The sequence below is a fragment of the Pseudomonas sp. F9001 genome, from assembly GCF_013385435.1.
Taxonomy (GTDB): domain Bacteria; phylum Pseudomonadota; class Gammaproteobacteria; order Pseudomonadales; family Pseudomonadaceae; genus Aquipseudomonas.
On record NZ_JACAPX010000015.1, the window covers coordinates 321,338 to 347,222 of the forward strand.

The following is a 25,885-nucleotide window of genomic DNA, read 5'->3' on the forward strand; positions in this document are numbered from 1 at the left end:
CTATGGCGCGGTAGCCGGCTGCCTCGCCATACGGTTGTCGAGCTGCTAGCGTGGCCGCCATTAATGACTTTGCGGGAACACGATAGCGATGCAGTTGGGACGATGGATACACACCGGCGGGCTGCTGCTGGGCTTGAGCTTGTTGCTGGGCGGTTGCGCCACGGCGCCGAAAACTTCCACCAGCGCCAGCCTCGACCAGTTGCTGGCCGACCCGGCACTGCACGGTGCCAGCGTGTCGCTGATGGTGCGCGATGCCCGCAGTGGCAACACGCTCTATCAGCACAACCCGCGTACGCGGCTGAGCCCGGCTTCGAGCCTCAAGCTGTTGACCACTGCGGCGGCGATGGATGTGCTGGGGCCGCAGTATCGGTTTTCCACGCAACTGTTGAGCGACGGCATCCGCCAGGGCGCGGTGCTTGACGGCAACCTCTACCTGCGCGGCCTGGGCGACCCGACGATCCAGTGGGCGGACTACCAGGCGCTGGCGGCCAACCTGGCGCAGCAGGGCATCCGGCAGGTGCGGGGCGACGTGGTGTTCGACGACACGTTCTTCGACGCCGAGCGCCTGGGCACCGACTGGTCCCAGGACGATGAAAGCACCTACTACGGCGCGCAGATTTCGGCGCTGACGGTGTCGCCCAATGACGACTTTGATGCGGGCTCCCTGCTGGTCACGGCCAGGGCGCCGGTCGTGGCAGGGCGCCCGGTGACGGTGGAGATCAGCCCGGCTACCGATTACGTGCAGCTCAGCAACCGTGCGGTCAGCGGCACAGGCAACAGCTATGGAATCAATCGCCAGCACGGCACCAACCTGTTGCGCCTCAGTGGCGCGCTGGCGCCGGGCAGGCAGAGCCCGCAACTGGTCAGTGTGTGGGAGCCGACGCAACTGGTGGCCAACCTGTTTGAACAGGCCTTGGCGCAGCAGGGGATTGTCGTGCAGGGGCGTCGGATGATCGGGGGGGGGACGCCGACCACGGCGACGGTGCTCGCGCTGCATGAGTCGGCGCCGTTGCAGGAACTGATCACGCCGTTGCTCAAGCTTTCCAATAACAACATGTCTGAAGCCTTGCTCAAGAGCATGGGGCGCAAGACCGTGAATGCCGGTACGGCGCCTGCCGGTGTGGCGGCGGTGGCCGGGTTCCTGAAACGTCAGGGGATTGATACGGCGACGTTGAACCAGGTGGACGGTTCGGGGTTGTCCCGGCGTAACCTGGTGTCGTCGCAGAACCTCACGGATGTGCTGCTGGCCGCCAGCAAACAGCCCTGGTTCAACGCCTGGTACAACGCGTTGCCGGTTGCCGGTAATCCGCAGCGACTGGTGGGCGGCAGCCTGCGTTACCGCCTGCGGGGCAGCGCTGCGGAAAACAACCTGCACGGCAAGACTGGCTCCATGAGCGGCGTGTCGTCGTTGACCGGGTATGTCACCGATGCCAATGGGCGCAAGCTGGTGTTTTCGATGGTGACCAACAATTACGTGGTCGCAGGCGCGCGGGTCAAGGCGCTGGAAAACCGCCTGGCCACGGCACTGGCCAACAGCACGGACTATTGAGCACCGAAGATCAAAGGTGGGAGCGGGCTTGCTCGCGAATGCGCTGGTTCAGTCAGTACATGTGTTGACTGTCACACCGCTTTCGCGAGCAAGCCCGCTCCCACATTGGACCTGTGCCGTCAGGCAGATTGCATTTCAAGGCAGGAACGCCTGCCGGTATTCACCAGGGGTGGCGCCCATCGCTTGGCGGAACCGGTTGGTAAAGTGGCTGGCACTGGAAAACCCGCACGCCAGGGCAATCTCGCCCAGCGGCAACGACCCACCCCGCAACAACTCCCGGGCGCGGGCCAGGCGCCGCGCCAGCAGATATTGATGGGGCGGCAGTCCAAAACTCTCGCGAAACATCCGCGCAAAGTGGTACTCCGACAACGCACACAAGCCTGCCAACTGCCCCAGGCTGATCGGCTCCGCCAGCTGCTGGTCGATGTGCTCCACCAGTTGCCGGCGCTGGTGGGCGGCCAGCCCGCCTTTCAAACGCAAACCCTCGCGCATCCCCACTTGGCTGAGCAAGGTATGGCTGAGCATTTCATGGGCCAGGCTGCTGGTCAGCAGGCGTTCGCCGGGCTCTTTCCAGTTCAGGCCGATCAACTGGTGAAAACGCCGGGCCTGCCGCGCATCGTCGAGGAAGGTGCTCTCGCGCAGTTGCAACTCGCGGGGTTCGCGGTCCAGCAAGGTGACGCAGCCCAGGGCGAATTGCTCGGGGCTGAAATACACGTGGGCCAGGCGGATTTCGCCGTTGATCACCCAGGCCGATTGATGCTCGGCCGGCAGGATGCACAGCTTGTCCGGGCCGCCCTTGGTGCCGGGCTGGTCGCGGCGAAAGGTGCCGGTGCCGCCGCCGATGTAGCAGGACAAGGTGTGGTGGTCGGGGGCTTCGTAATCCTGGGCGTCGTGATGGTTGCTCCACAAGGCTGCAGACAAGCCGTCACCGAGCTCGGCGCACAGCTCGAGGCGAGCGTTGGGCGAGCGGTTGAGGGATTGAAAGACTTGCAGGGTTTCCAGTGGCGGCATATTCGTACTCTCTGACGGCTTGCATCCTACTCCCAGTGGCGGCGGCTGTGATCCCGGCAGCCGACAAAAGCGCAAGAATGTGCAAGAGACCTGGTGCCGCCAGGGGCGAAACTGTGGCTCAACCCTCGGAGCCCGCCATGAACCTTTTCCTGTATTTACTCACCGTATTGATCTGGGGCACCACCTGGATTGCCCTCAAGTGGCAACTGGGCGTGGTGGCGATTCCGGTGTCCATCGTCTATCGCTTTGGCCTCGCGGCGCTGGTGCTGTTCGTGATGCTGCTGCTCAGCCGCAAGCTGCAGGTGATGAACCGGCGCGGGCATCTGATCTGCCTGGCCCAGGGCCTGTGCCTGTTTTGCGTCAACTTCATGTGCTTCCTGACCGCCAGCCAGTGGATTCCCAGCGGCCTGGTGGCGGTGGTGTTCTCGACGGCCACCTTGTGGAACGCGCTGAACGCCCGGGTGTTCTTCGGGCAGAAGGTCGCACGCAATGTGTTGATGGGCGGCGGCCTTGGCTTGCTGGGCCTCGGGCTGTTGTTCTGGCCGGAACTGGTGGGGCACACCGCCAGCCCGCAAGCCTTGTTCGGCCTGGGTTTGGCATTGCTCGGCACCATGTGTTTCTCGGCGGGCAATATGCTGTCGAGCCTGCAGCAGAAGGCCGGCCTCAAGCCACTGACCACCAATGCCTGGGGCATGGCCTATGGTGCGTCGATGCTGGCGATGTACTGCGCGGTGCAGGGCATTCCGTTCGACATGGAATGGAACAGCCGCTACATCGGTTCGCTGCTGTACCTGGTGATCCCGGGTTCGGTGATTGGCTTTACCGCCTACCTGACCCTGGTCGGGCGCATGGGGCCGGAGCGGGCGGCGTATTGCACCGTGCTGTTCCCGGTGGTGGCGTTGAACGTCTCGGCGTTTGCCGAGGGCTATCAGTGGACGGCGCCGGCGTTGGCGGGGTTGGTGCTGGTGATGCTGGGGAATGTGTTGGTGTTTCGCAAGCCCAAGGCTGGCGCGCCGATCAATCCAATCTACAAGGCGAAGCAGGTTTAGTGTGGGGGCTCGACAGCTCCCACATTTGATCTCCTTTACCTGAGAATCACCGTTCATTACTTCAGGCCCAGGCGCTTGGCCATCCGCCCCAGGTTGGCCCGGTCCAGGCCCAGCTCGCGGGCGGCACTGGCCCAGTTGTGCTGGTGGCGTTCCAGGCAGGCGCTGATGACCTGGCGCTGGTAGTTCTCGGTGGCCAGGCGCAGGTCGCCGGTGACGTCCGGCACGGGGTCGGGCTGCGCTTCGAGCGGTGGCGCGGTGGCGTTCGGCAAGTCCAGATCCGCCGCGCTCAGGCTGAGAATCTTCGGGCGCTCCCGGCAGTTACCCAGGGCTTTCAAGGCGCTGCGGCCGATCAAGTGTTCCAGTTCGCGCACATTCCCCGGCCAGGTATAAGCCAGCAGTGCCGCCTGGGCATCGCTGGTCAGGCGCAGGCTGCCCAGTCCCATGCGTGAGCGGTTCTGTTCAAGGAAAAAGCCCGCCAGCAACAGCACATCGCGACCGCGCTCACGCAGCGCCGGGACTTGCAACGGGTACACACTCAAACGGTGATAGAAGTCGGCACGATAGCGGCCGCTGCGTACTTCTTCGGCCAGATCCCGGTTAGTGGCAGCGATCAGGCGCACATCCACCTGGTGCTCCTTGTCAGACCCCAGGCGCTGCAACTGGCCACTTTGCAGCACCCGCAGCAGCTTGGCCTGCACGGTGAGGGACAACTCGCCCACTTCATCAAGAAACAGCGTGCCGCCATTCGCCAGCTCGAACTTGCCCCGGCGTTCGTTGAGCGCGCCGGTAAACGCCCCGCGCACGTGGCCGAACAGTTCGCTTTCCACCAGGGTTTCCGGCAGGGCGGCGCAGTTGAGGCTGATCAGCGGTTTCTCGGCGCGGTTTGATGCAGCATGGATCGCCTGGGCCACCAGCTCCTTGCCCACGCCGGTCTCGCCGGTGATCAATACCGTCAGGTCACTGCCACCCACCAGGTTGATTTCTTCCACCAGGCGTTTGTGGCTCTTGCTCTGGCCGATCATTTCCTTGTGCTGCTGGCCGCTGGCCTGGCGGTAGATTTCGGCGCGCTGGTGTTCGTCTTCGGCACGCAGGGCCAGGCGTTCAATGCGTTCAGCGACATTGACGGTGGCGGCGGCGAGGCTGGCAAAGGCTTGCAGGGCGTCCAGTTCCACCCGTTCGAAGCGCTCGGTATCCAGGGCGTCGAGGGTCAGCAGGCCCCAGGGCCGGTCGTCGACAAACAGCGGGCAGCCCATGCAGTCGTGAACCTCCAAGTGGCCGTGCAGGCCATCCACCAGGCCGTCATAGGGGTCGGGCAGTTCGCTGTCGCTGTCAAAGCGGGTAGGGCCGGGGCTGCTGAGCAGCACGGCGAAACGCGGATGTTCGCTGACCTTGAAGCGCCGGCCGAGGGTGTCGGTACTCAAGCCATCCACCGCCAGCGGCACCAGCCATTCGCCGTCGAGGCGCAGCAGGGCGGCCGCGTCGCAGGGCAGCAGGGCGCGCATGGCCTGGAGCAGGCGCCGGTAACGCTCGCCTTCGGGCAACTCGCGGGACAGGTCGGCGACCAGGGGCAGCAGGGTGGTGAGCAGCGGCTTCGCAGTCATAATGACTCCTTGTAGTCATAGTGACTATATAGCGTAGGAAGTCATACTGACTACATTAATATTAAGTATTTGATTTATAATGATTTATTAGTTGGCATGAATACTGAGTAGTAAAGGGTATTCAGTAAGAAGACTCAGGAGTCTGCCATGCTTAGTGCCCAAGACCGTGCCATCGTTAAATCCACCGTGCCCCTGCTGGAAAGTGGCGGCGAAGCCCTGATCACCCATTTCTACCGGATGATGCTGTCCGAATACCCAGAAGTACGCCCGCTCTTCAACCAGGCCCACCAGGCCAGCGGCGACCAGCCCCGGGCCTTGGCCAACGGCGTGCTGATGTACGCCCGGCATATCGACCAACTCGACCAGTTGGGCGATCTGGTGGCAAAGATCATCAACAAGCACGTGGCCCTGCAGATCCTGCCGGAGCATTACCCGATTGTCGGTACCTGCCTGCTGCGGGCAATTTCCGAAGTGCTGGGCAGCGAAATCGCCACCCCTGAAGTGATGAGTGCCTGGGGCGCCGCCTATGGCCAATTGGCCGACATCCTGATCGGTGCCGAGGCGGCTATCTATAAAGAGAAGGAACAAGCACCGGGCGGCTGGCGTGGCGCGCGGCCGTTCACCTTGGTCAAGCGTGTGGAGGAGAGCGCGGAAATTATCTCGTTTTACTTCGCGCCTGTGGATAACGGCCCGATCCTGGCCGCCGAGCCTGGGCAGTACATCGGCATGAAGCTGGTGCTGGAGGGCGAGGAAGTGCGCCGCAACTATTCCCTGTCGGCGCGTGGCGATTCGGGCCAGTACCGCATCAGCGTCAAGCGCGAAGCCGGTGGGCGGGTGTCGAACTACCTGCATGACCAGTTCCAGGTGGGTGCGACCATCGATCTGTTCCCGCCTTCGGGGGAGTTCACCCTGGCGGCCAGCGACAAGCCATTGGTGCTGATCAGCGGCGGCGTGGGCATCACGCCAACATTGCCGATGCTCGAAGCGGCGCTGGCCACCGAGCGTCCGGTTCACTTTATCCACTGCGCGCGTAATGGCGGCGTGCATGCGTTCCGCGAATGGGTGGACGGCCTGGCGGCGCAGCATCCACAGCTCAAGCGCTTCTATTGCTACGCCGAGGATGATGGCGTGAGCCCGGCGGCGGACAAGGTCGGGATGCTGAGCCAGGAGCAACTGGCGGCGTGGTTGCCCCAGGAGCGCGATGTGGATGCGTACTTCCTGGGGCCTAAAGGCTTCATGGCGGCGATCAAGCGTCACTTGAAGGCCCTGGGTGTGCCGGAAGCGCAGAGCCGGTATGAGTTCTTTGGGCCGGCGTCGGCTCTGGAATAACTTACTCGGTCAAAAATGTGGGAGCGGCGGTGCGACGATTCGACTTGCTCGCGAAGGCGGTGTATCAGGCACACATTCAGTGACTGACACTCCGCTTTCGCGAGCAAGCCCGCTCCCACATTTTGATCTCCATTTTCCCTGATTAATCTCCTGTTAATGCCTCCTGTTTAAACCTCCACACGCCAACTGCTCAACTTTCACCGTCCGCGTGTAAACTTGCGGCCATTGGCACAACCATCATTGGCTAAAGGGAAACGGGGATGATCGACGAATTGCGTTTGGGCAGGGAGCGACGCTTTCTGGTACTGCTGGGCATCATCTGCCTGGCGCTGATCGGCGGGGCGCTGTACATGCAGGTGGTGCTGGGCGAGGCCCCTTGCCCGCTGTGCATCCTGCAACGTTATGCCTTGCTGCTGATCGCGATCTTCGCCTTCATCGGTGCCGCCATGCGCACCACCCGCAGTGTCACGGTGTTTGAAGCACTGGTGACCCTCAGCGCCCTGGGGGGCGTCGCCGCTGCCGGCTATCACGTGTACATCCAGTACTTTCCGAAGGTCAGCTGCGGCATCGACGTGCTGCAACCGATTGTCGATGGCTTGCCGCTGGCCTCGGTGTTTCCCCTGGGGTTCCAGGTCGACGGCTTCTGTGAGACGCCGTACCCGCCCGTGCTCGGCCTGTCCCTGGCCCAGTGGGCGCTGGTGGCCTTTGTGCTGACGGTGATCCTCGTGCCACTGGGCATTTACCGTAATCGCCAGGGCAACGCCTAAGCGGTTACAACTCAACGCCCCGGCCTTCCTCTAAAGAAGGCTGGGGCGTTTTTGTTTGTAGGCATTTGTGAAGAGGCCGTGACGCGGGGCAAGTTTGGGTGTGCGCAGCGTGCGACATGTTGTCACACGGAAGCTGTCGCAGGACGTTTCTGACGCTCGTAAACGCGCCATAAATTTGCATGAAGCGGCGTTTTATGGCTGTCAGTTCGTCGTCTGGCCGACGCCGCGAGTGGCGTGCGGTCGGCGACATTGCCCGATGTCCGAATGCCTTGTTTTTAGGGGACTTGGATCCGTTTTCGATGCCCTTACAGGCTGTAAGGGATGTGGCAGATTGCCCAATAACACGGTATTTTTTGTGGTTTTTGTCGAGAATCAAACGCGATACGATCGCGGACCTTTGCAATAATGGTGAAGGATTATTGCTGGAAACGATAAAAATTATTTCTGGATAAGACATGGTTTATACATCGCTAGCTAACTACAATCGCCCGCACTGAATGTCCGGTGCTGCTCACCCCTGAGCAAACTAGGGCGGTCGAGAAGCGGATGTAACGTTTCATGCGACCCCAGGTGCCGGCAGCCTTTCAACTATCCGCACCAAATGGAATTGGTCTGTAACAAGGCCTTTGACCAACGAATTCGAATAAGAACTCACCGCTAGCCCGGGACGTGTCGATTCGCGCAAGGTGCGACGGGCAGGCCCTTATTCAATCGAAGAGAAATGCCAACCCTTGGCAGGGTGAAGTGTTGGCGATCAAAACCCAACTGCATTGCGCAAGCTGCTTTAGAGGTCGTGAGATGAGTAAAAACAGGTACCCCCGATTACTAGGCTTTTTGCCGCTGCTTGGCATGATGTTAATGCTGGGAGGCTGCAAGTGGACCTTGCTCGACCCTAAAGGTCAGGTCGGTCTGGATCAACGCAACCTGATCATCACCGCCACCCTGCTGATGCTGTTGGTCGTGGTGCCCGTGATCATCATGACGTTCGCGTTCGCCTGGAAATACCGCGCGTCGAACACCAGCGCCACCTATGCGCCGAAGTGGTCGCACTCCACCAAGATTGAAATCGCGGTGTGGCTGGTGCCGATCCTCATCATCATCGCCCTGGGTTACATCACCTATAAGTCGACCCATGAGCTGGACCCGTACCGTCCGCTGGACTCCGACGTCAAGCCGATCAACATCGAAGTGGTCGCGCTGGACTGGAAGTGGCTGTTCATCTACCCGGACCTGGGTATCGCCACTGTGAACCAGATCCGGTTCCCGGAGAACACCCCGCTTAATTTCCGGATCACCTCCGACGCCGTGATGAACTCGTTCTTCATCCCTGCACTGGGTGGCCAGATCTACGCGATGGCAGGCATGCAGACCCGTCTGCACCTGATCGCGAACGAGAAAGCTGAAATGGAAGGCATCTCCGCCAACTACAGCGGTGCTGGCTTCACCGGCATGAAATTCAAAGCGATCTCGACAAGCCAGGAAGATTTCAACGCCTGGGTAGCCGAAGTCAAGGCCGCACCTAAACAGCTTGATCAAGCTGAATACGACGCCCTTGCCAAACCAAGCCAGAACAACCCAGTCGCCCTGTACTCCACGTACGAGCCGGACCTGTTTCAGAAAATCGTCGACAAGTACGAAGGTATGAAGCCAGGCAAGCCGATCGAGCACGAGAAGAAAGAAGTGGCCGCGGTTGAAGGTTCTGACACGGGCTCGCATTCAACTGCTGGGGCAGAGGAGTAAACGATGTTTGGTAAATTAAGTTGGGATGCGGTCCCGTTCCACGAGCCGATCGTGATGGTGACCATCGCCATGATCGCGCTGGGTGGTCTGGCACTGTTTGCAGGTATCACTTACTTCAAGAAGTGGACCTACCTGTGGACCGAGTGGCTGACTTCGGTCGACCACAAAAAAATCGGCGTCATGTACGTCATCGTTGCCATGGTCATGCTGCTGCGTGGTTTTGCCGACGCCATCATGATGCGTACCCAGTTGGCCATGGCCACCGAGGGTTCGCCTGGCTACCTGCCTCCTGAACACTATGACCAGATCTTCACCGCCCACGGTGTGATCATGATCATCTTCATGGCGATGCCTTTCTTCACCGGCCTGATGAACCTTGCCTTGCCGCTGCAGATCGGTGCGCGTGACGTTGCGTTCCCGTTCCTGAACTCCCTGAGCTTCTGGCTGCTGGTATCCGGCGTAGTGCTGATCAACCTGTCCCTGGGCGTCGGCGAATTCGCCAAGACCGGTTGGGTTGCGTATCCGCCATTGTCGGGCCTGGCCTACAGTCCGGGCGTGGGTGTGGATTACTACATCTGGGCGCTACAGTTATCAGGACTCGGGACGACACTGACGGGGGTCAACTTCCTGGCCACCGTCTTGAAAATGCGCGCCCCTGGCATGAAGCTGATGGACATGCCGATCTTCACCTGGACCTGCACCTGGGCCAACGTACTGATCGTTGCATCGTTCCCGATCCTGGCTGCAACCATGGCGTTGCTGTCGCTTGACCGTTACCTGGATTTCCACATTTTCACCAATGAACTTGGTGGCAATCCAATGATGTACGTGAACCTGTTCTGGGCATGGGGTCACCCTGAGGTGTACATCCTGATCCTGCCAGCGTTCGGTATCTTCTCTGAAGTGATCTCGACCTTCTCGGGCAAGCGCCTGTTCGGTCACCACTCGATGATCTACGCCTCGGGCGCGATCTCGGTACTGGGCTTCATGGTTTGGCTGCACCACTTCTTCACCATGGGTTCGGGGGCCAGCGTCAACGCGTTCTTCGGACTGGCGACGATGCTGATTTCCATCCCGACGGGGGTGAAGCTATTTAACTGGCTATTCACCATCTATCACGGTCGTCTGCGTATCACCAGCCAGGTCCTGTGGACCCTGGGCTTCATGGTGACCTTCGCGATCGGCGGCATGACCGGCGTACTGCTGGCCATCCCGGGTGCTGACTTCGTACTGCACAACAGCCTGTTCGTCATTGCTCACTTCCATAACGTGATCATCGGCGGCGCAGTATTCGGCTACATCGCAGGTTTCAGCTTCTACTTCCCGAAAGCGTTCGGCTTCAAGCTGCACGAAGGCTGGGGCAAGGCTGCATTCTGGTTCTGGATCTCGGGCTTCTTCGTCGCGTTCATGCCGCTCTACGCTCTGGGCTTCATGGGCATGACCCGTCGTCTGAACGCCACGACCAACCCTGAGTGGGTACCGTACCTGTACGTTGCCATGGTGGGTGCACTGATGATCGCTGTGGGTATCGCCTGCCAGCTGATCCAGCTGTATGTCAGCGTGCGTGATCGCAAGCAGAACATGTGCGAATCCGGCGACCCATGGAATGCACACACCCTGGAATGGTCGACTTCGTCGCCACCGCCGTTCTACAACTTTGCCGTACTGCCGAAGGCTGACAGCATCGATCCGTTCACCGAAGCCAAGGAAGACGGTACTGCGTACCAGAAGCCTGCGCGTTACGAACCGATCCACATGCCTAACAACACCGCTACCGGCGTTGTGATGGGCGCGCTGTTGACCGTGTTCGGTTTCGCGATGATCTGGCACATCTGGTGGCTGGCCATCGTGAGCCTGGTGGGCACCATCGGCTACTTCATCGTTCACGCTGCCCGTGATGACCAAGGCTACATGGTGCCGGTCGACGTGATCGAACGCATCGAAGCCGAGCAACACGCTCGCCTGGTTGCCGAGAAGAAGATCCCGGCCAACCGTGTTGAAACCTCGTTGGAACAGGCTTAAACCATGTCGAACTTAGTGACCAATGCTGGACACGCCCATGTCGATGACCATGGGCACGATGACCATCACCACGACTCGGGGCCAATGACCGTATTCGGTTTCTGGCTCTACCTGATGACCGACTGCATCTTGTTTGCGTCGATCTTCGCGGTGTACGCGGTACTGGTAAACAACGTAGCGGGTGGCCCGTCGGGCCACGACATCTTCGAACTGCCTTACGTGCTCGGCGAAACCGCCTTGCTGTTGTTCAGCTCGATCACCTACGGCTTCGCCATGCTGGCCTTCTACAAGGGCAGCAAGAAAGGCGTCCTGAGCTGGTTGGCACTGACGTTCCTGTTCGGCCTGGGCTTCATCGGCATGGAGGTCAACGAGTTCCACCTGCTGATCTCCGAAGGTTACGGCCCGCACCGTAGCGGCTTCCTGTCGGCGTTCTTCACGCTGGTAGGCACCCACGGTCTGCACGTGACTGCCGGTCTGATCTGGATGGCGACCATGATGTATCAGGTCAACAAACATGGCCTGACCAACACCAACAAGACTCGCCTGAGCTGCCTGAGCCTGTTCTGGCACTTCCTGGACGTGGTCTGGATCTGCGTCTTCACCGTTGTCTACCTGATGGGGACTCTGTAATGGCTAATGCACATTCCCATGACAGCCATGATGACAGCCACGGCAGCGTCAAGTCGTACGCCATTGGCTTCATCCTGTCGGTCATCCTGACGCTGATCCCGTTCGGCCTGGTGATGTACCCAACCTTGCCAAAGTCGATCACCTTGATGATCGTCCTGGCGTTCGCGGTGATCCAGGTCCTGGTTCACCTGGTGTACTTCCTGCACCTGGACCGCTCGAAGGCTCAGCGCGATAACGTGATTGCGTTCGTGTTCGCAGGTTTGGTGATCCTCCTGCTGGTTGGCCTGTCGGTATGGATCATGTTCAGCATCCATACGTTCATGATGGCGAAGTGAGGTAAGACCCGATGTCGCTTAAGCACTTTATCCAAATCACCAAACCGGGGATCATTTTCGGTAACGTGCTTTCTGTGGCAGGCGGTTTCTTCCTGGCCTCCAAGGGGCATGTCGATCTGGCCATTTTCCTGGCTGCGATGATCGGCACGTCCCTGGTGGTAGCTTCCGGTTGTGTATTCAACAACTGCATCGACCGCGATATCGACATCAAGATGGAACGCACCAAGAATCGTGTGCTGGTCCAGGGCCTTATCTCCCTGAAACTGGCACTGATCTTCGCGACCATCCTGGGTATCGCCGGCGTGGTGTTGCTGTACAAGGTGGCCAACCCGCTGGCGGCGCTGTTTGCCGTGATCGGCTTTGTCATCTACGTCGGCTTCTACAGCCTGTACCTCAAGCGCAAGTCGGTTCACGGCACGCTGGTGGGCAGTCTGTCGGGGGCGATGCCGCCGGTGATTGGTTATGTGGCTGTGACCAATAGCTTCGACATGGCCGCGTTGGTGCTACTGGTGATGTTCAGCCTGTGGCAGATGCCGCACTCCTATGCCATCGCGATCTTCCGCTTCAACGACTACCTGGCTGCCTCGATTCCGGTTCTTCCGGTCAAGCGTGGCATCAAGGTCGCCAAGAAACACATCCTGCTCTACATCCTGGCCTTCCTCGTGGCGACCTTGATGTTGACCTTCAGTGGCTACGCCGGCATGAGCTACCTCGCCGTTGCCGCCGCCATGGGCATGTACTGGTTGTACATGGCCTGGACCGGCTACAAGGCGGTGGATGACACCGTCTGGGCACGCAAGCTGTTCGTCTTCTCGATCTTCACCATCACCGCCTTGAGCGTGATGATGTCCCTGGATTTCCAGGTGCCGAAAGAGTTGCTGCTGACGTACGCTCACTGAGTGATCGAGCAGTAAAAAACCCCGCCTTCGAAAGAAGCGCGGGGTTTTTTATTGAGGGGCCTTTAAACTATGCCAAATCTTACAAATGCAGGAAGCAGCGTGATGAGTAAAAAAGCCGTTATCGTATTCAGTGGTGGGCAGGATTCGACCACCTGCCTGATCCAGGCACTGGCGCTGTATGACGAGGTGCACTGCATTACCTTCGATTATGGCCAGCGCCATGTGGCGGAAATCGAAGTCGCACAGAAACTCGCCAAACAGCTGGGCGCCACCGTTCACAAAGTGATGGACGTGTCGCTGTTGAACGAGCTGGCCATCAGCAGCCTGACCCGCGACAACATTCCGGTACCCACGGTGAACAGCTCGGGCGAGAGTTTGCCGAGCACCTTCGTGCCGGGGCGGAACATTCTGTTCTTAACCTTGGCGGCGATCTACGCCTATCAGGTCAAGGCGGAAACGGTGATCACCGGGGTGTGTGAAACCGACTTCTCCGGCTATCCCGATTGCCGGGACGAGTTCGTCAAGGCGCTGAACAAAGCGCTGCAACTGGGCATGGAATACGACGTGCGCCTGGAAACGCCGTTGATGTGGCTGAACAAGGCCGAGACCTGGGCCCTGGCGGACGATCACCAGCAGCTGGACCTGATCCGCAACCAGACCCTGACCTGCTACAACGGCATTATCGGTACGGGTTGTGGCAACTGCGACGCGTGCAACCTGCGCGCACGTGGCCTGAACGACTACCTCGAAAACAAGGCAGCCGTCATGCAGAGCCTGAAAAGCAAACTGGCGTGATGTCGATCGTTCCCACGCTCCGCGTGGGCACGCATCCCGTGACGCTCCGCGTCACAAAGGCGGACGCGGAGCGTCCAAGGCGGCATTCCCACGCAGAGCGTGGGAACGATCATCAGCTGGCGTGCGGTTGGGCCTGGGTATCGCCCGTGATGTAGCGCTTGAACAGCGAGCGGGCACCGTAGGCCGGCAGGATGTTGATGAAGGCAAAGCAGACCTGTTAATCGTTCCCACGCTCCGCGTGGGAATGCATCCCGTGACGCTCCGCGTCACAAAGGCGGACGCGGAGCGTCCAAGGCGGCATTCCCACGCAGAGCGTGGGAACGATCATCAGCTGGCGTGCGGTTGGGTCTGGGTATCGCCCGTGATGTAGCTTGAACAGCGAACGGGCACCGTAGGCCGGCAGGATGTTGATGAAGGCAAAGCAGACCTGTCGATCGTTCCCACGCTCCGCGTGGGAACGCATCCCGTGACGCTCCGCGTCACAAAGGCGGACGCGGAACGTCCAACGCGGCATTCCCACGCAGAGCGTGGGAACGATCATCAGCTGGCGTGCGGTTGGGCCTGGGTATCGCCCTTGATGTAGCGCTTGAACAGCGAGCGGGCGCCGTAGGCCGGCAGGATGTTGATGAAGGCAAAGCAGACTTTGATCGCGATCTGCACGTAGATCATGTTCAGGATGTCGCTGGTCTGCATGGCGCCGTAGAACGCGATGAAGCAGAACAGGAAACTGTCGATAATCACCGCGAAGAACGTACTCAGGAAAATCCGCAGGAACAGATACCTGGAATTGGTCAGCTCCTTGATCTTGCACAGCAGGTACGAGTTGATGTTCTCCGACACCAGGAACGAAACCGAAGAGGCGATGAGCACCGACGACACCTGGATGATCACGTCGTTGTAAGGCCCGTCGAGCTTCCAGCCTGGCAAGCCGGGGAGGAAGGTCGAGCCGTAGAGCAGGATGATGATCATCGCGTTACTGGCAAACGCAAACAGGATGGCCCGTCTCGCCAGCCGCAGGCCGAATTGTTCGTTGAGCAAGTCCACGATCAGAAACGTCAGCGGGTAAAGGAACGTGCCGGGCGTGACGATAATGCCCAGCGACTCCAGGTAAATAGGTTTGGTCGCGGCGATGCTGGTGAAGATATAGAACGTAAAGAGCAGCAGGTTCAGGATGATGTAAATCATCCATGAGTTCTCGTTGCGGTCGTTGAGGTCGTACGCGGTCAGCGCTCCGCCCTGTGAGTAGAACTTCTTGTACATGTTCTTGACTTCCATTTTATTTAAATTGTCCATGATTTCGCTGTTCAGCACTTCGCTCAGCTTTATCCGAATGATCTTGCCCGTGGCGATCACCATGATCACCGCCAGGCTCTTGTCATTCTCGAACCCCAGCAACTTGTATTTGCTGTTCTCGACTTCGTGCTCATACGTTGTCATTGAAGCGCTCCTCGATGATATCTCCCACCACACAGATACGATCCGAGCTGACACACGCTTGATCCGTGATAAATAGTTTTTTGCTGAGCCTGTCGTACACCAACTTTTCCTTGTCGTCGCTCGACGTCCCTTTCTGCACGATCAACAAATCGCCCGGCTCGTTGACGCCGGCAATCGCATGTTCCAGCAGCACGGCTATCAAGTTGTAGGAAGTGCCGAAGTAGTAGGTCAGCGGGTACAGCGTGGCGAGTTCGCCAATGCGCTTGTCCATGCTCGTCATGACCTGGCTTTGCTTGATGATCGGCACGGCAGCAGGGTTCATGTTGCCCTGGGGGGAAATACTGCTGTCGATGATCTCTTTTTCTTCGAAGTCGAGGGTCTCGATTTCTTCATAGGAAACGCCGAAGAAATCCGAGATCTTGCGGATGGTGGACTGCTGTACGTTGACGACCTTGCCTTCCAGAATGTTGTAGATCGTGGTTCTGGTCAGGCCGGCCGCATTGCACAACGACAGCTGCGTCTCTCCGCGGCTCTTGATCAGGTATTTGATATTGCTCTTCAAATACTCGGTGCGTTCTTTTCTGTGAATCAAATGCCCACCACTTCCTTATGTTCTACACAGAGCGTCCATGTTGCGCTGGGGTGCGTGCTTCGCCGCGGCGCGAAGTGTTGCATGCGCCTGCCACAAGAATAAAGACTGTGATCAGTTTTTTGGCGATTGGCCATCATCCAGCCAGGAAAAACCGCGTCTTGTCCCCCTGTGTGCGGCCAAAAAGAATCATTTAATTTGGAAAATGTTCATTTTTCTGCTTAATTGCCCTGCGCCCAACGGAAAGGCGCACGGGATTTTCAGGGAAGGAACACAGGACAATGGCAGTCGACACGCAACCACTTACCCACCAGGCCGACCTGCTGCAACGAGGGCTGGCGGATCTACGGGCAGAAGACGCGGAGCTGGCAGCGTTGCTGGATGCGGAAGTCACGCGCCAACACCAGACGCTGTCGCTGGCCGCTTCGTCCTGCGCAGTGAGGCCGAATATCCTGGCGGCGTCCGCCTCGCTGCTGGTCAACGTGACCGCCGAGGGCACGCCCGGCTGGCGTCATCACGCCGGCTGCGAGAATGCCGACCGGGTCGAAGCCCTGGCTGTGCGCCGAGCGCGTGAGCTGTTCGGTGCGCAATACGCCGGCGTGCAATCACACTCGGGGTCGACTGCCAACTATCAGGTACTGGCGGCCTTGCTGGAGCCGGGAGACACCGTGCTCGGCATGGCCCCCGATCACGGCGGGCATCTGAGCCACGCCAGCCCCGTCGCGTTCACCGGCGCGAACTACAAGGCGCTCAGGTACGGCACTACCTCCAAGGGTGTTATCGACTACGACCAGGTGCGCACACTGGCGCTGGCCCATCGCCCGCGCGTGATCATCTGCGGGGCGACGGCCTACTCGCACACCATTGATTTCGCGCGCTTGCGTGGGATTGCCGACGAAGCCGGGTCGATCCTGCTGGCGGACATTTCGACCATCGCCGGCCTGGTCGCCACCGGGCGCCATCCGAGCCCGATCGACGCAGCCCACGTCACTACGCTGTGCACCCATAAACAACTGGGCGGCCCGCGTGGCGGCCTGATCCTTTCCGGTCGCGACGCCGAAACCAAGGTGCCGGGCCTTAAGACCAGCTTCAGCCGGCTCCTCGATCAAGCCGTGTTCCCACGAATGCAGGGCGCACCGGCCTTCAACATGATCGCGGCAAAGGCGGCGGCGTTCGGCTACGCCATGTCCGCGGATTTCGACGCCTGGATGGCGCGTATTCGCACCACGGCCGACGAACTGGCCAGCGCGTTCCAGGCCTGTGACTACGAGGTGGTGGGCGGGCGCAGTGAAAACCACTCGGTGCTGATTCGCTTGCGTGGCGGCATCACCGGCGCCATCGCCCAGGCGGCGCTGGAGCAGTGCGGCATCATCGTGGACAAGCATCGGGCACCGGGAGAGACGCGACCATCATTCGTCGCTGGCGGGTTGTGTATCGGCACCGGCTCCCTGGCGCAACGCCAGCTCGACGCCGATGGATGTCGGCAGGTCGTCGAACTGGTGTGCCGGGTACTCGATGCGGTCACGCCCCTCAACGAGCACAAGTTCACCCTGGATCCGAATGCACAGGAATCCCTGCGCTTGCAGGCTCAAGCCTTGTGCGCGAAGTATCCCCTCGCGGATTACCTGCACAACTGAGCAAACATCCAAATGGATGTTTCATGTTATTGCAGGATAAATTGCTGTACGGTGTTTAAGCGGCTGTTATAGACGGTCGCGTTGTTGCTCATTCTCATCATTAACAAGCTGCACGACAGCTTGGCGTTCTCCTGGCAGTTATAAAAAGGGCTCTTAAAGTCCGTTCAACCTCCGTGAACGAAGTACTCAGCCTTTTGCAGTGAAGTCGAACTAGGCCCGTGCGCCGATAGTTGTTCGACTCATGAGGAGATATCCCGTGATAACCCGAAGAAAACTCCTGTATACAGGCGCAGCCTTGACCGGTGCTGGCCTGTTTGCCCCACTGTGGGCAGGTGCCGCGCTGGCGCAGGAAGTCAGCAGCGCCGCCAGCGACGACATTGAATCCTTCCGCCAACTGTCGATGTTCCTCCTCGAACGCTCGAACCTGGATGCCGCCTTGTCCTTGCGCATCCTGGCTCAGTGCACCCGGAACGACCCTGCATTCCCCGAGAAGATCAAAGCCTTGTGGAGCAAGGTTGGCCAGCATCACTTGCGCAACGTCGGCCAGTTGTCCGGCAGCCCGTTCTACGCCGACCCGGTGATCAAGGACACGACGCAGAAAATCGTCTCCGCCTGGTACCTGGGCTACACCGGCACGCCGGTGTCCCTGCGCGCCACCGACGGCACGCGCCTGGTCACCTTCACTGGCGCCCTGGCCTATGCGCCGACCGCGGACGCCACGGTGATCCCGACGTACTCCCGGGGAAAAACCAATTACTGGGTCAATCCTCCGGCCACGCTGGCCAACGACTAAGACAAGGCACTTTTATGAATCAGGATTTTGACGCCGATGTCATTGTGGTTGGCTCCGGCGCATTAGGCAGTAACGCAGCCTTTGAATTGGCCAAACTCGGCAAGTCAGTGATTATTCTGGAAGCCGGTGAACATATTCCCCGCTGGAAGATAGTCGAGAACTTCCGTAATTCGTCGAACAAGGGCAATTACAACTCACCCTATCCGAATGAGCCGTGGGCCCATCATTCTTATGATGAGCAATACATCGAGAACACCGGTTCTTTCGAGTTCCGCCCCGGCATGTTGAAACTGGTGGGCGGTACCACCTGGCACTGGGCGGCAGCGTGCTGGCGTTACTTGCCCAACGACATGAAGCTCAAGACGCTCTACGGCGTAGGTCGCGACTGGCCGCTGGAATACAGCGAGCTGGAACCCTATTACGTGCGTGCGGAAATTGCCCTGGGCGTATGCGGCAGTGACACCCAGGACCAGAGCGGGCAGGGCGGCGGCGCTTTCCCGCCACGCTCAAGCCCGTACCCGATGGCGCCGGAAGGTGATACCTACCTGTTCCAGCGCCTGCGCGAACGCATGGCACCGGCGGGGTATCACTTTATCCATGAGCCCAATGGCCGTGCCACTGAACCCTACGACGGGCGCCCGGCGTGCAGCGGCAACAACAACTGCATGCCGGTCTGCCCCATTGGCGCGATGTACAGCGGCGACGTGCACGCCCGCCATGCGGAACAGGCCGGCGCCAAGCTGATCACCGACGCCACCGCCTACAAGCTGGAAAAAGGCGCGGACGACAAGATCGTCGCGATCCATTACCGCAGCTCCACCGGCGCCGATGTGCGGCTCACTGCCAAGTACTTCATCGTTGCCGCCCACGGCCTGGAAACCCCCAAGCTGCTGCTGATTTCCGAGGTGGCCAACTCCTCCGACCAGGTCGGTCGCAACCTGATGGACCACACTGGCCAGGGCCTGCAATTTATCGCCGACGAGCCGTTGTGGCCGGGACGCGGCGCGGTGCAGCAGGGCGGGATTTTCAACCGCCGCGACGGCGAGTTCCGCAAGGAGCGGGCCTCGGTCAAACACTCGATCTCCAACAACGTGCCGAACATTGCCGTGGCCAAGCGGCTGATCGCCCAGGGCGTGTACGGCAAGGAGCTGGACGAACGCATCCGCCACGATGCGGCGCGTTGGGTCGACGTCTCTACCGTGTATGAAACCCTGCCATTGCAGACCAACACCGTGCGCCCGAGCCGCACCCGCAAGGACGCCCTGGGCATTCCGATGCTGGTGGTCAACTACGAGGTGGGCGACTACGTGAAGGCGGCCAAGGCCGGCGTCACTGAAGACTATGCGCACTTCGTGCAGCTGATGGGCGGCACGGTGGTGGAAGACAACACCGGCTACCAGAACCGCGACCACCTGATGGGCACCGTGATCATGGGCGCCAACCCCAAGGATTCGGTGGTCAACCACGAGTGCCGCACCCACGACCACGCCAACCTGTTTCTCGCCACCACCGGGGTGATACCGGCCTCCGGCACCATCAACCCGACCCTGGCCGGCGTGGCGCTGAGTATCCGTATGGCCGACATCATTGCGCGGGAGGTCTAGGTCATGGGATTGCTTAAATTTCCATTGCTGGCCTTGCTGCTCACCGCGTTGCCGGTGTTTGCCGCTGAAGACACTGCCGCGCTGATCCAGAAAGGTGCGTATGTCGCCCGTGCCGGCGACTGCGAAGCCTGCCACCGTACCGCCGAGAATGGCGGCGCGCCGCTGGCCGGCGGGTATGTGATCGACTCGCCCATGGGCAAGATCATCTCCAGCAACATCACCCCGTCCAAGGCCTACGGCATCGGCGACTACACCGAGCAGCAACTGGCGGACGCCTTGCGCAAAGGCATCAACGCCAAGGGCCAGCACCTGTACCCGGCGATGCCCTACACCTCTTACCAGGGCATGAGCGATGACGACATCCACGCCTTGTATGTGTACCTGCAACAGGGCGTCAAAGCCGTGGACCAGCCGGTGCCGGAAACGCACCTGGCGTTCCCGTTCAACATCCGCCAACTGATGTTCGGCTGGAACCTGGTGTTCCTCGACAGCCAGGGTTTTGTGCCCAAGCCCGGCGCCACCGAACAGACCCGTCGCGGCCAGTACCTGGTGGACAACCTCGCCCACTGCGGCGCCTGCCACACCCCACGTAATGCCTTGATGGCCGAGGACAACAGCCAGTACCTGGCCGGTGCGAAACTGGGTGGCTGGGTCGCGCCCAACATCACCTCCGACAAGGTCAGCGGGCTGGGGGACTGGAGCGAAGATGACCTGGTCAACTTCCTGAAAAACGGTCACCTCGCCGACAAGGCCCAAGCCGCGGGCGGCATGGCCGAAGCCGTGGAAAACAGCTTCCGCTACCTCAGCGACAGCGACCTGCATGCCATGGCCGCCTACCTGCACAGCGTGCCGCCGATCCGCGATCCCGGGCAAACCGAGCGGGTGGTGCGTGACGTCAAGCCGGTGGACATGAGCACCCTGGAAACCGGCCAGGGCGATCAAGCCTCACTGGCCGACGCCACCGGACTGGATGGCGCACGCCTTTACAACTCGGCCTGCTCCAGCTGCCACGGCCGCGATGGCCAGGGCTCGGCTGACAAGTTCTACCCGTCCCTGAGCCTCAACACCGCGCTCAACGGCAACCAGGCCAACAACCTGGTGATGGCGATCATCGCGGGCATCGACCGCAAAGGTGCCGACGGCGCCGTGAGCATGCCGGCCCTGGGCGGTGACCTGAACGACGCGCAAATCGCCGCCATCGCCAACTACAGCCTGCACACCTTCGGCAACCCGGCGTTGAGCGTCAGTTCCGAAGAAGTCACCAGCCTGCGTCGCGGTGGGGATGCGCCGTTGTTGATCACGGCCATGCCGTACCTGCTGTGGGGCGGTGGCCTGGTGGTGCTGGTGCTGATCATCGTGCTGTTGCTGTGGCGCCGTCACCACCAACACCTGCGGGCAGTGGAGGCCAAGCGGATCGCGTTGAACCGGCGTTTTCATTCCAACTAGCCGGAAACGCAAAAGCCCCGCCTTCGGTATGAAGTGCGGGGCTTTTTGTTGGTTGGGTAAATCACCGGCTGTTTTCCTCGTCATACCCAATTGCAGGAACGGGGGCGAATCCCGCACCTGAAGCTGCGAGCCGACAAGGAGAGGTCTTCATGGTCAACGTGAGTCGTCGTTCCCTGATCGCACTGGGCGCGGTCTTGCCGTTGCTGGGTCGCCTGGACTGGGCTGAGGCAAGCCCCGCCGTGGCGGCGCCCGAGGTGCTGCTCAACTACAACGAAAGCCCCTACGGGCCGTCGCCGGCTGCGCGGCAGGCCATGCAGCGCGGCATCGCCACCTCGGGGCGCTATCCTTACCCGGACATGTACGCGCTGGTCGAACAGTTTGCCAAACAGCAGGGCATTCTGGAGGAACAGGTGGCGGTGTTCGCCGGCTCCATGGCCGCGTTGCGCTACGCGGTGCTGGCGTTTACCAGCGAAACCCGCAGCCTGGTGATGGCCACGCCTTCCTACGAAGTTCCGCGCCAGGCAGCCGAGTCGTGCAAGGCCAGGGTGCATGAAGTGGACCTCAACGCCGATCACGCCCATGACCTTCCCGCCATGCTCACCGTTGACCGCCAGCCCGGCCTGATCTACCTCTGCAACCCGAACAATCCCACCGGCACCCTCACACCCGCCAAGGCCATCGAACAGGCACTGGCGCGCAAACCCCAGGGCAGCATTTTGCTGGTGGACGAGGCCTACATCGACTTCAGTGACGCACCCAGTTGTGTGGCGTGGGTCAAGGACCATGATGACTTGCTGGTGCTGCGCACGTTCTCGAAAATCTATGGCCTGGCCGGCGCACGCCTGGGGCTTGCGATCGGTCATCCGCAGCTGCTGGAACAACTGGCGGTGTTTGGCGGGGACAACGTGCCGGCGGCCTCCAGCCTGCTCGCCGCCCGCGCCAGCCTTGCGGATGCGCAACTGGTGCCGGCGCGCAAGGCACTCAACACCCGATTGCGGGATGAGACGGTGGCCTGGCTAAAAAAACGCGGATTCGCCTGCACGGCGTCTCACAGCAACTGCTTCATGATTGATGTGCGCCGTCCGGCGGAACAGGTCATCGAGCGGCTGGGCGAGCAGGGCGTGAAGATAGGGCGCGTGTGGCAAAACTGGCCGAAGTGGGTGCGGGTCACCGTGGGCAGCGCTGATGAGATGCAGCGGTTTCGCGAGGTGTTTGCGGCTCAAGTCGTAGGCTGAATTCGCTGCGACGCAGGTCAAATGTGGGAGCGGGCTTGCTCGCGAAAGCGGAGTGTCAGTCAATGCATACGTGACTGACCCACCGTCTTCGCGAGCAAGCCCGCTCCCACATTTAGATCGAGTTACTGCTGGGCGATGCTGTAGCCCTCAAACGCCGTCTGCTGCTGCAGCGCGGTGATGATGCTTTTACGCGTCAGTGGCTGCTCGGCGCCCGAGTTATCCACAAAGGTTTCAACTTCCAGTTCCGCCTCGTCACCTTCACCGACAAAGGTAAAGCCGAGGAATTCAAACGCCTCACGGTCCACGTTCGGCTTGGAGCGCGGTGAACGCAGCGGCAGGGTGACGCTGATGCCGTCCTTGCTGATGGCGAACACTTCCACTTCCTTCTTCGGGCGGGAAGCCTTGCCTTTGCCGGCGCTCGGGTTGCTGATGGCCTGGTGGGTCTGGTTCAGCACCTTGAGGGCCAGGCCGTAGACCAGCTCCTGGAACTCCGGGTCGTCCTTGAAGCTGGACAGGATGCGGCTGATGGAGAACTTGCTGTTCAGGTCTTCGAGGGCGGCGTTGTCGGCGGCTTCGGCGTCCTTGAGCTGCTTGAGCTCGCCCATCAGGTCGTAGGCCTTGTCGTCGTCGAAGGCGTCGTGGGCCTGGCGGATGGCCACGCGCAGCTCGCGGATCTGGTCGCTTTCCTTGGAGGTGTGGAACGCGTCCAGCACCATTTCACTGATGGTCTTGGCCGCCGGCACGTGCTGTGAAAGATTGATGGCGTTTTCGTATTCAGCTTTGGATTGCAAGGCGACTACGGATTCTTCGGTGCGGGAATCGGACATTGAAATTTCACTACTTCAGTAAACGGGGAGACGGGAAAAGCGTCGCGCATTTTCAGCGGGGAGGGGGATCAGGTCAAGGCAGCACAATGCCCTCATCCCGGTTGAATGATGCCAACGCCCGCTGCAGCTTGATCGCCCGCCCGCAAAACAGCCCAACGGTAAAACCCGAAGCCCCGCCCGCCAGGGCCAGCATTGGCGCGGTGCTCGACAGCAACGGGTGCACGGCGTGCTGGTAACCGAGGTAATACTTCACGGCGAAGAACAGTTGGGAGATCAGCAGGATTTTCCAGGTGCCGGGCAGCACCAGCGTGTGGCCATCGAGGCTTGCACCCTTGGCGGTGAACATCGCCATCGCCAACAGGCAGCCCACGGCGGCACCGCCCAGCCAGCAACCGATCGACAGCGTTGAATGCTCAATGGACAACAGCGACCAGATCACCAGCACCACCGGCAGGATAACCAGTGACCGGTGGTTTTCGCGGCTGCCGCGGGTGGCTTTGATCCCGTACCAGCAGATCCACAGATAAACGGCGTACACCCAAAGGGGCGTGCCCTGAAGAATGTCGAGCATGGTCAGCGTCCGTGCCTGATGAAGTTGGGCGTCGATATTCGCCGGGCCGCGCGTGGCTTGTCCATCGATTTAACCGAGGCGCTTGCCCATTTCGAAGGCGCGTTTTTCGTAGCCCAATTCCTCGTACAGCCGCTGCGCCGGTTCGTTGAAGGCCCAGACGGTCAGGCGCAAATCCCGGGCGCCCTGGCGGATGGCCCAGCGTTCGGCGAGCGCCATCAGTTCACGGCCAATGCCCTGGCCGCGGTGTGCCTCCAGCACGCAGATCGAGCCGATCCTGGCAACACGCAGCGGCTGCAACAACGGGCTGGCGGTCTCGATGATTTGCGCGGTGATAAATCCAACACCAACGCCGTGCTGCTCGGCAAGAAACACCGCCTGAACCCGGCTGGTCAGGCAGGGCCGCCAATGGGACTGGTCGCGCTCCACCTGGTCGGTGGCGTCACGGTAGATATCGGGCCGTTCCTGGTGGTGCAGGCGGTTCAGCGGCTGGCCCAGCACGCACAGGGTGTGCAGGTCATCCAGGTGCGCCTGGCGATAGGTCAATCCTTGAGACATGGCAGTCCTTCGAACGGGGCAAAGGGCGTTTTATGCCCGTTATCGGCGATCACGTAAAGGCGCGGCGTCGGCCCCAAGCCCTTCGACGAAGCCGGCAATGCGCTGGCAAGCCTCCCTGAGGGTGTCATCGGCGACGGTAAACGAAACCCGCACAAACCCTTCGGCGCTGGGGCCAAACGCTTGGGCGTCAAGCACCGATACGCCGGTCTGGCGATACAGTTGCCAGGCGAATTCCCGGCCGCTGAGCCCGGTGCGGCGTACGTCCACCAGCATGAACATGCCCGCCTGGGGGACTCGGCAGTCCAGCTCGCTGATCGCACTCAACGCGTTCACCACCAGGTCACGCCGGCGCCGATACACCGCGCGGGCATCGCTGACCACGGCCTCATCCAGTTCCAGTGCCTTGAGCGCCGCCGCCTGGATAAACCCTGGCAGGCCATAAATCATGCACAGCAGCAAGTTTTCCAGATGGTTGATCAATGTGGGCGGGCCGGCCACCCAGCCAACCCGCCAGCCGGTCATGGCGTGGCTTTTCGACAGGCTGTTGAGCACCACCGTGCGCTCGGCCATGCCGGGCAACGCGCTGATGCTCAGGTGTTGATCGTCATAAATGAGCTGCCCATACACTTCATCGCAAATCACCCACAGGTCGTGGGCGCGTGCCACTTCCGCGACGGCTTTCAGCTCTTCGCGGCAGTAGACGTTGCCGGTGGGGTTGCACGGTGTAGCGAGGGCGATGCCCCGGGTCTTGTCGGTAATCGCGGCTTGCAGCGCGGTGCGGGTCAGGCGAAAACCGTTGGCGGCCGGTTGTTCGACGGTTCTAATGCGTGCCCCCGAGGCTTGGACACAGGCCTCGTAGGTCAGGTACATCGGCTCCGGCACCAGCACTTCATCGCCGTGGCTGAACAGGCACAAGCAGGCCGCGAACAGGCCATTCTGCGCGCCGGCGACCAGGGCGATATTGTCGGCGTGCACCGCAATCCCTTGCAGCAGGCTCTGCCGGGCCGCGATGGCTTCCCGCAGTTCCGGGCGGCCGAGCACAGGGGTGTAGTGGGTGTCGCCGGCGCGCAGGGCGTCCACGGCGGTTTCACAGATCGCGCTGTGTGTGGCGAAATCCGGGTCGCCGACACTGAGCACAATCACGTCTTCGCCACGCAGTTGGGCTTCGGCGGCGGCGTAGTGAATATCCCAGGCACTGACGGATTCGCCGCCAATGCGCCCCACAAAGGGTGAATAACGCATCCTTGCTCTCCTCGCCGGCATCGATGCCCGCGTCAATTAGTCAATTTCAGTTCCACTGTAGAACATGCCGCCTGATCCACATCAAGGGCTGCGCGCAAAAAATCCGCTACAACGAAGCTGGGGCTGGCCATGCCCCGGTTATCTGCCTGATGACCCAATAAAAACGATTGCAGACCTGCGCCGAGGGGACCGCCCCAGGCCGGGTTATTAAAGGAATAGTGC

At 60.7% G+C, this 25,885-nt stretch carries 23 protein-coding genes and 1 pseudogene; 15 read left to right on the forward strand and 9 right to left on the reverse strand.

The window, feature by feature from the left end:
* Window positions 1-88: 88 nt before the first annotated feature.
* Window positions 89-1,549 carry a D-alanyl-D-alanine carboxypeptidase/D-alanyl-D-alanine-endopeptidase gene (gene dacB / locus HX818_RS18060; protein ID WP_177020488.1) on the forward strand — a complete coding sequence of 487 codons (1,461 nt, stop codon included), beginning with the start codon at window positions 89-91 and terminating at the stop codon, window positions 1,547-1,549.
* Window positions 1,550-1,684: 135 nt separating this feature from the next.
* Here dacB and HX818_RS18065 read toward each other — a convergent pair whose 3' ends face one another.
* Window positions 1,685-2,560, reverse strand: coding sequence for a helix-turn-helix domain-containing protein (locus HX818_RS18065; RefSeq protein ID WP_008435627.1), 876 nt, complete (start codon window positions 2,558-2,560; stop codon window positions 1,685-1,687).
* A 137-nt stretch (window positions 2,561-2,697) separates the two neighbouring features.
* Between HX818_RS18065 and HX818_RS18070 the strand changes: the two genes are divergently transcribed.
* Entirely contained in the window at window positions 2,698-3,609 is a 912-nt protein-coding gene (locus HX818_RS18070) for a DMT family transporter (RefSeq protein ID WP_177020489.1), read from the forward strand.
* Window positions 3,610-3,665: 56 nt separating this feature from the next.
* Here HX818_RS18070 and norR read toward each other — a convergent pair whose 3' ends face one another.
* Window positions 3,666-5,210 carry a nitric oxide reductase transcriptional regulator NorR gene (gene norR, locus HX818_RS18075; protein WP_087692812.1) on the reverse strand — a complete coding sequence of 515 codons (1,545 nt, stop codon included), beginning with the start codon at window positions 5,208-5,210 and terminating at the stop codon, window positions 3,666-3,668.
* Window positions 5,211-5,357: 147 nt separating this feature from the next.
* Here norR and hmpA point away from each other — a divergent pair, with 147 nt between their 5' ends.
* From hmpA to queC, 8 genes are all read left to right on the forward strand, one after another.
* Complete coding sequence (gene hmpA, locus HX818_RS18080) at window positions 5,358-6,539, forward strand: NO-inducible flavohemoprotein (RefSeq protein ID WP_102369858.1); 1,182 nt, start codon at window positions 5,358-5,360, stop codon at window positions 6,537-6,539.
* A 260-nt stretch (window positions 6,540-6,799) separates the two neighbouring features.
* Window positions 6,800-7,306 carry a disulfide bond formation protein B gene (locus tag HX818_RS18085; RefSeq protein ID WP_177020490.1) on the forward strand — a complete coding sequence of 169 codons (507 nt, stop codon included), beginning with the start codon at window positions 6,800-6,802 and terminating at the stop codon, window positions 7,304-7,306.
* Window positions 7,307-8,104: 798 nt separating this feature from the next.
* Window positions 8,105-9,046, forward strand: a complete 942-nt coding sequence (cyoA, locus tag HX818_RS18090) for a ubiquinol oxidase subunit II (protein WP_008435619.1) — start codon at window positions 8,105-8,107, stop codon at window positions 9,044-9,046.
* Between the two features lie 3 nt (window positions 9,047-9,049).
* The gene (gene cyoB / locus HX818_RS18095) at window positions 9,050-11,068 is read left to right on the forward strand and encodes a cytochrome o ubiquinol oxidase subunit I (protein WP_003216371.1); all 2,019 of its coding nucleotides are present in this window, start codon (window positions 9,050-9,052) and stop codon (window positions 11,066-11,068) included.
* Between the two features lie 3 nt (window positions 11,069-11,071).
* On the forward strand, window positions 11,072-11,698 hold the full coding sequence (locus tag HX818_RS18100; protein WP_008435616.1) for a cytochrome o ubiquinol oxidase subunit III: 627 nt from the start codon (window positions 11,072-11,074) through the stop codon (window positions 11,696-11,698).
* On the forward strand, window positions 11,698-12,033 hold the full coding sequence (cyoD, locus tag HX818_RS18105) for a cytochrome o ubiquinol oxidase subunit IV (RefSeq protein ID WP_003216374.1): 336 nt from the start codon (window positions 11,698-11,700) through the stop codon (window positions 12,031-12,033). Before HX818_RS18100 ends, cyoD begins: the two co-directional genes overlap by 1 nt.
* Window positions 12,034-12,044: 11 nt before the next feature.
* On the forward strand, window positions 12,045-12,932 hold the full coding sequence (cyoE, locus tag HX818_RS18110; RefSeq protein WP_003216376.1) for a heme o synthase: 888 nt from the start codon (window positions 12,045-12,047) through the stop codon (window positions 12,930-12,932).
* A 102-nt stretch (window positions 12,933-13,034) separates the two neighbouring features.
* Window positions 13,035-13,727, forward strand: a complete 693-nt coding sequence (gene queC / locus HX818_RS18115) for a 7-cyano-7-deazaguanine synthase QueC (RefSeq protein ID WP_003216378.1) — start codon at window positions 13,035-13,037, stop codon at window positions 13,725-13,727.
* 112 nt (window positions 13,728-13,839) lie between these two features.
* Here the strand turns inward: queC and HX818_RS31510 are convergent.
* The 3 genes and pseudogenes from HX818_RS31510 to HX818_RS18125 form a co-directional block, all read right to left on the reverse strand.
* Window positions 13,840-13,944: pseudogene (locus tag HX818_RS31510) on the reverse strand (VUT family protein); the annotation flags it as partial.
* A gap of 323 nt (window positions 13,945-14,267) precedes the next feature.
* A complete protein-coding gene (locus HX818_RS18120) occupies window positions 14,268-15,164 on the reverse strand; it encodes a queuosine precursor transporter (RefSeq protein WP_177020491.1) in 897 nt (298 codons plus the stop codon).
* Window positions 15,151-15,756, reverse strand: a complete 606-nt coding sequence (locus tag HX818_RS18125; protein ID WP_177020492.1) for a helix-turn-helix transcriptional regulator — start codon at window positions 15,754-15,756, stop codon at window positions 15,151-15,153. Before HX818_RS18125 ends, HX818_RS18120 begins: the two co-directional genes overlap by 14 nt.
* 278 nt (window positions 15,757-16,034) lie before the next feature.
* On the opposite strand from HX818_RS18125, the gene glyA reads away from it, so the two are divergent.
* From glyA to HX818_RS18150, 5 genes are all read left to right on the forward strand, one after another.
* Window positions 16,035-17,390: a serine hydroxymethyltransferase gene (gene glyA / locus HX818_RS18130; RefSeq protein ID WP_102369857.1), complete on the forward strand. Its 1,356-nt coding sequence runs from the start codon at window positions 16,035-16,037 to the stop codon at window positions 17,388-17,390.
* A 256-nt stretch (window positions 17,391-17,646) separates the two neighbouring features.
* Entirely contained in the window at window positions 17,647-18,183 is a 537-nt protein-coding gene (locus tag HX818_RS18135) for a sugar dehydrogenase complex small subunit (protein ID WP_177020493.1), read from the forward strand.
* Window positions 18,184-18,197: 14 nt separating this feature from the next.
* Window positions 18,198-19,787, forward strand: coding sequence for a GMC family oxidoreductase (locus HX818_RS18140; protein ID WP_102369856.1), 1,590 nt, complete (start codon window positions 18,198-18,200; stop codon window positions 19,785-19,787).
* Window positions 19,788-19,790: 3 nt separating this feature from the next.
* Window positions 19,791-21,233 carry a cytochrome c gene (locus HX818_RS18145; RefSeq protein ID WP_177020494.1) on the forward strand — a complete coding sequence of 481 codons (1,443 nt, stop codon included), beginning with the start codon at window positions 19,791-19,793 and terminating at the stop codon, window positions 21,231-21,233.
* 149 nt (window positions 21,234-21,382) lie between these two features.
* Complete coding sequence (locus tag HX818_RS18150) at window positions 21,383-22,468, forward strand: pyridoxal phosphate-dependent aminotransferase (RefSeq protein ID WP_177020495.1); 1,086 nt, start codon at window positions 21,383-21,385, stop codon at window positions 22,466-22,468.
* Between the two features lie 122 nt (window positions 22,469-22,590).
* Here HX818_RS18150 and HX818_RS18155 read toward each other — a convergent pair whose 3' ends face one another.
* From HX818_RS18155 to HX818_RS18170, 4 genes are all read right to left on the reverse strand, one after another.
* A complete protein-coding gene (locus HX818_RS18155) occupies window positions 22,591-23,295 on the reverse strand; it encodes a hypothetical protein (RefSeq protein WP_003216395.1) in 705 nt (234 codons plus the stop codon).
* Window positions 23,296-23,368: 73 nt separating this feature from the next.
* Entirely contained in the window at window positions 23,369-23,866 is a 498-nt protein-coding gene (locus HX818_RS18160; RefSeq protein WP_003216397.1) for a hypothetical protein, read from the reverse strand.
* 69 nt (window positions 23,867-23,935) lie between these two features.
* The gene (locus tag HX818_RS18165; RefSeq protein ID WP_008435578.1) at window positions 23,936-24,421 is read right to left on the reverse strand and encodes an N-acetyltransferase; all 486 of its coding nucleotides are present in this window, start codon (window positions 24,419-24,421) and stop codon (window positions 23,936-23,938) included.
* 39 nt (window positions 24,422-24,460) lie between these two features.
* Complete coding sequence (locus HX818_RS18170; RefSeq protein ID WP_177020496.1) at window positions 24,461-25,663, reverse strand: pyridoxal phosphate-dependent aminotransferase; 1,203 nt, start codon at window positions 25,661-25,663, stop codon at window positions 24,461-24,463.
* Between the last annotated feature and the right edge of the window lie 222 nt (window positions 25,664-25,885).

What these genes read in the sequence shown, in the direction of transcription:
- dacB (WP_177020488.1), top strand. Translation starts at nt 89, where the DNA reads ATGCAGTTGGGACGATGGATACACACCGGCGGGCTGCTGCTGGGCTTG.
- HX818_RS18065 (WP_008435627.1), bottom strand. Translation starts at nt 2,560, where the DNA reads ATGCCGCCACTGGAAACCCTGCAAGTCTTTCAATCCCTCAACCGCTCG.
- HX818_RS18070 (WP_177020489.1), top strand. Translation starts at nt 2,698, where the DNA reads ATGAACCTTTTCCTGTATTTACTCACCGTATTGATCTGGGGCACCACC.
- norR (WP_087692812.1), bottom strand. Translation starts at nt 5,210, where the DNA reads ATGACTGCGAAGCCGCTGCTCACCACCCTGCTGCCCCTGGTCGCCGAC.
- hmpA (WP_102369858.1), top strand. Translation starts at nt 5,358, where the DNA reads ATGCTTAGTGCCCAAGACCGTGCCATCGTTAAATCCACCGTGCCCCTG.
- HX818_RS18085 (WP_177020490.1), top strand. Translation starts at nt 6,800, where the DNA reads ATGATCGACGAATTGCGTTTGGGCAGGGAGCGACGCTTTCTGGTACTG.
- cyoA (WP_008435619.1), top strand. Translation starts at nt 8,105, where the DNA reads ATGAGTAAAAACAGGTACCCCCGATTACTAGGCTTTTTGCCGCTGCTT.
- cyoB (WP_003216371.1), top strand. Translation starts at nt 9,050, where the DNA reads ATGTTTGGTAAATTAAGTTGGGATGCGGTCCCGTTCCACGAGCCGATC.
- HX818_RS18100 (WP_008435616.1), top strand. Translation starts at nt 11,072, where the DNA reads ATGTCGAACTTAGTGACCAATGCTGGACACGCCCATGTCGATGACCAT.
- cyoD (WP_003216374.1), top strand. Translation starts at nt 11,698, where the DNA reads ATGGCTAATGCACATTCCCATGACAGCCATGATGACAGCCACGGCAGC.
- cyoE (WP_003216376.1), top strand. Translation starts at nt 12,045, where the DNA reads ATGTCGCTTAAGCACTTTATCCAAATCACCAAACCGGGGATCATTTTC.
- queC (WP_003216378.1), top strand. Translation starts at nt 13,035, where the DNA reads ATGAGTAAAAAAGCCGTTATCGTATTCAGTGGTGGGCAGGATTCGACC.
- HX818_RS18120 (WP_177020491.1), bottom strand. Translation starts at nt 15,164, where the DNA reads ATGACAACGTATGAGCACGAAGTCGAGAACAGCAAATACAAGTTGCTG.
- glyA (WP_102369857.1), top strand. Translation starts at nt 16,035, where the DNA reads ATGGCAGTCGACACGCAACCACTTACCCACCAGGCCGACCTGCTGCAA.
- HX818_RS18140 (WP_102369856.1), top strand. Translation starts at nt 18,198, where the DNA reads ATGAATCAGGATTTTGACGCCGATGTCATTGTGGTTGGCTCCGGCGCA.
- HX818_RS18145 (WP_177020494.1), top strand. Translation starts at nt 19,791, where the DNA reads ATGGGATTGCTTAAATTTCCATTGCTGGCCTTGCTGCTCACCGCGTTG.
- HX818_RS18150 (WP_177020495.1), top strand. Translation starts at nt 21,383, where the DNA reads ATGGTCAACGTGAGTCGTCGTTCCCTGATCGCACTGGGCGCGGTCTTG.
- HX818_RS18155 (WP_003216395.1), bottom strand. Translation starts at nt 23,295, where the DNA reads ATGTCCGATTCCCGCACCGAAGAATCCGTAGTCGCCTTGCAATCCAAA.
- HX818_RS18160 (WP_003216397.1), bottom strand. Translation starts at nt 23,866, where the DNA reads ATGCTCGACATTCTTCAGGGCACGCCCCTTTGGGTGTACGCCGTTTAT.
- HX818_RS18165 (WP_008435578.1), bottom strand. Translation starts at nt 24,421, where the DNA reads ATGTCTCAAGGATTGACCTATCGCCAGGCGCACCTGGATGACCTGCAC.
- HX818_RS18170 (WP_177020496.1), bottom strand. Translation starts at nt 25,663, where the DNA reads ATGCGTTATTCACCCTTTGTGGGGCGCATTGGCGGCGAATCCGTCAGT.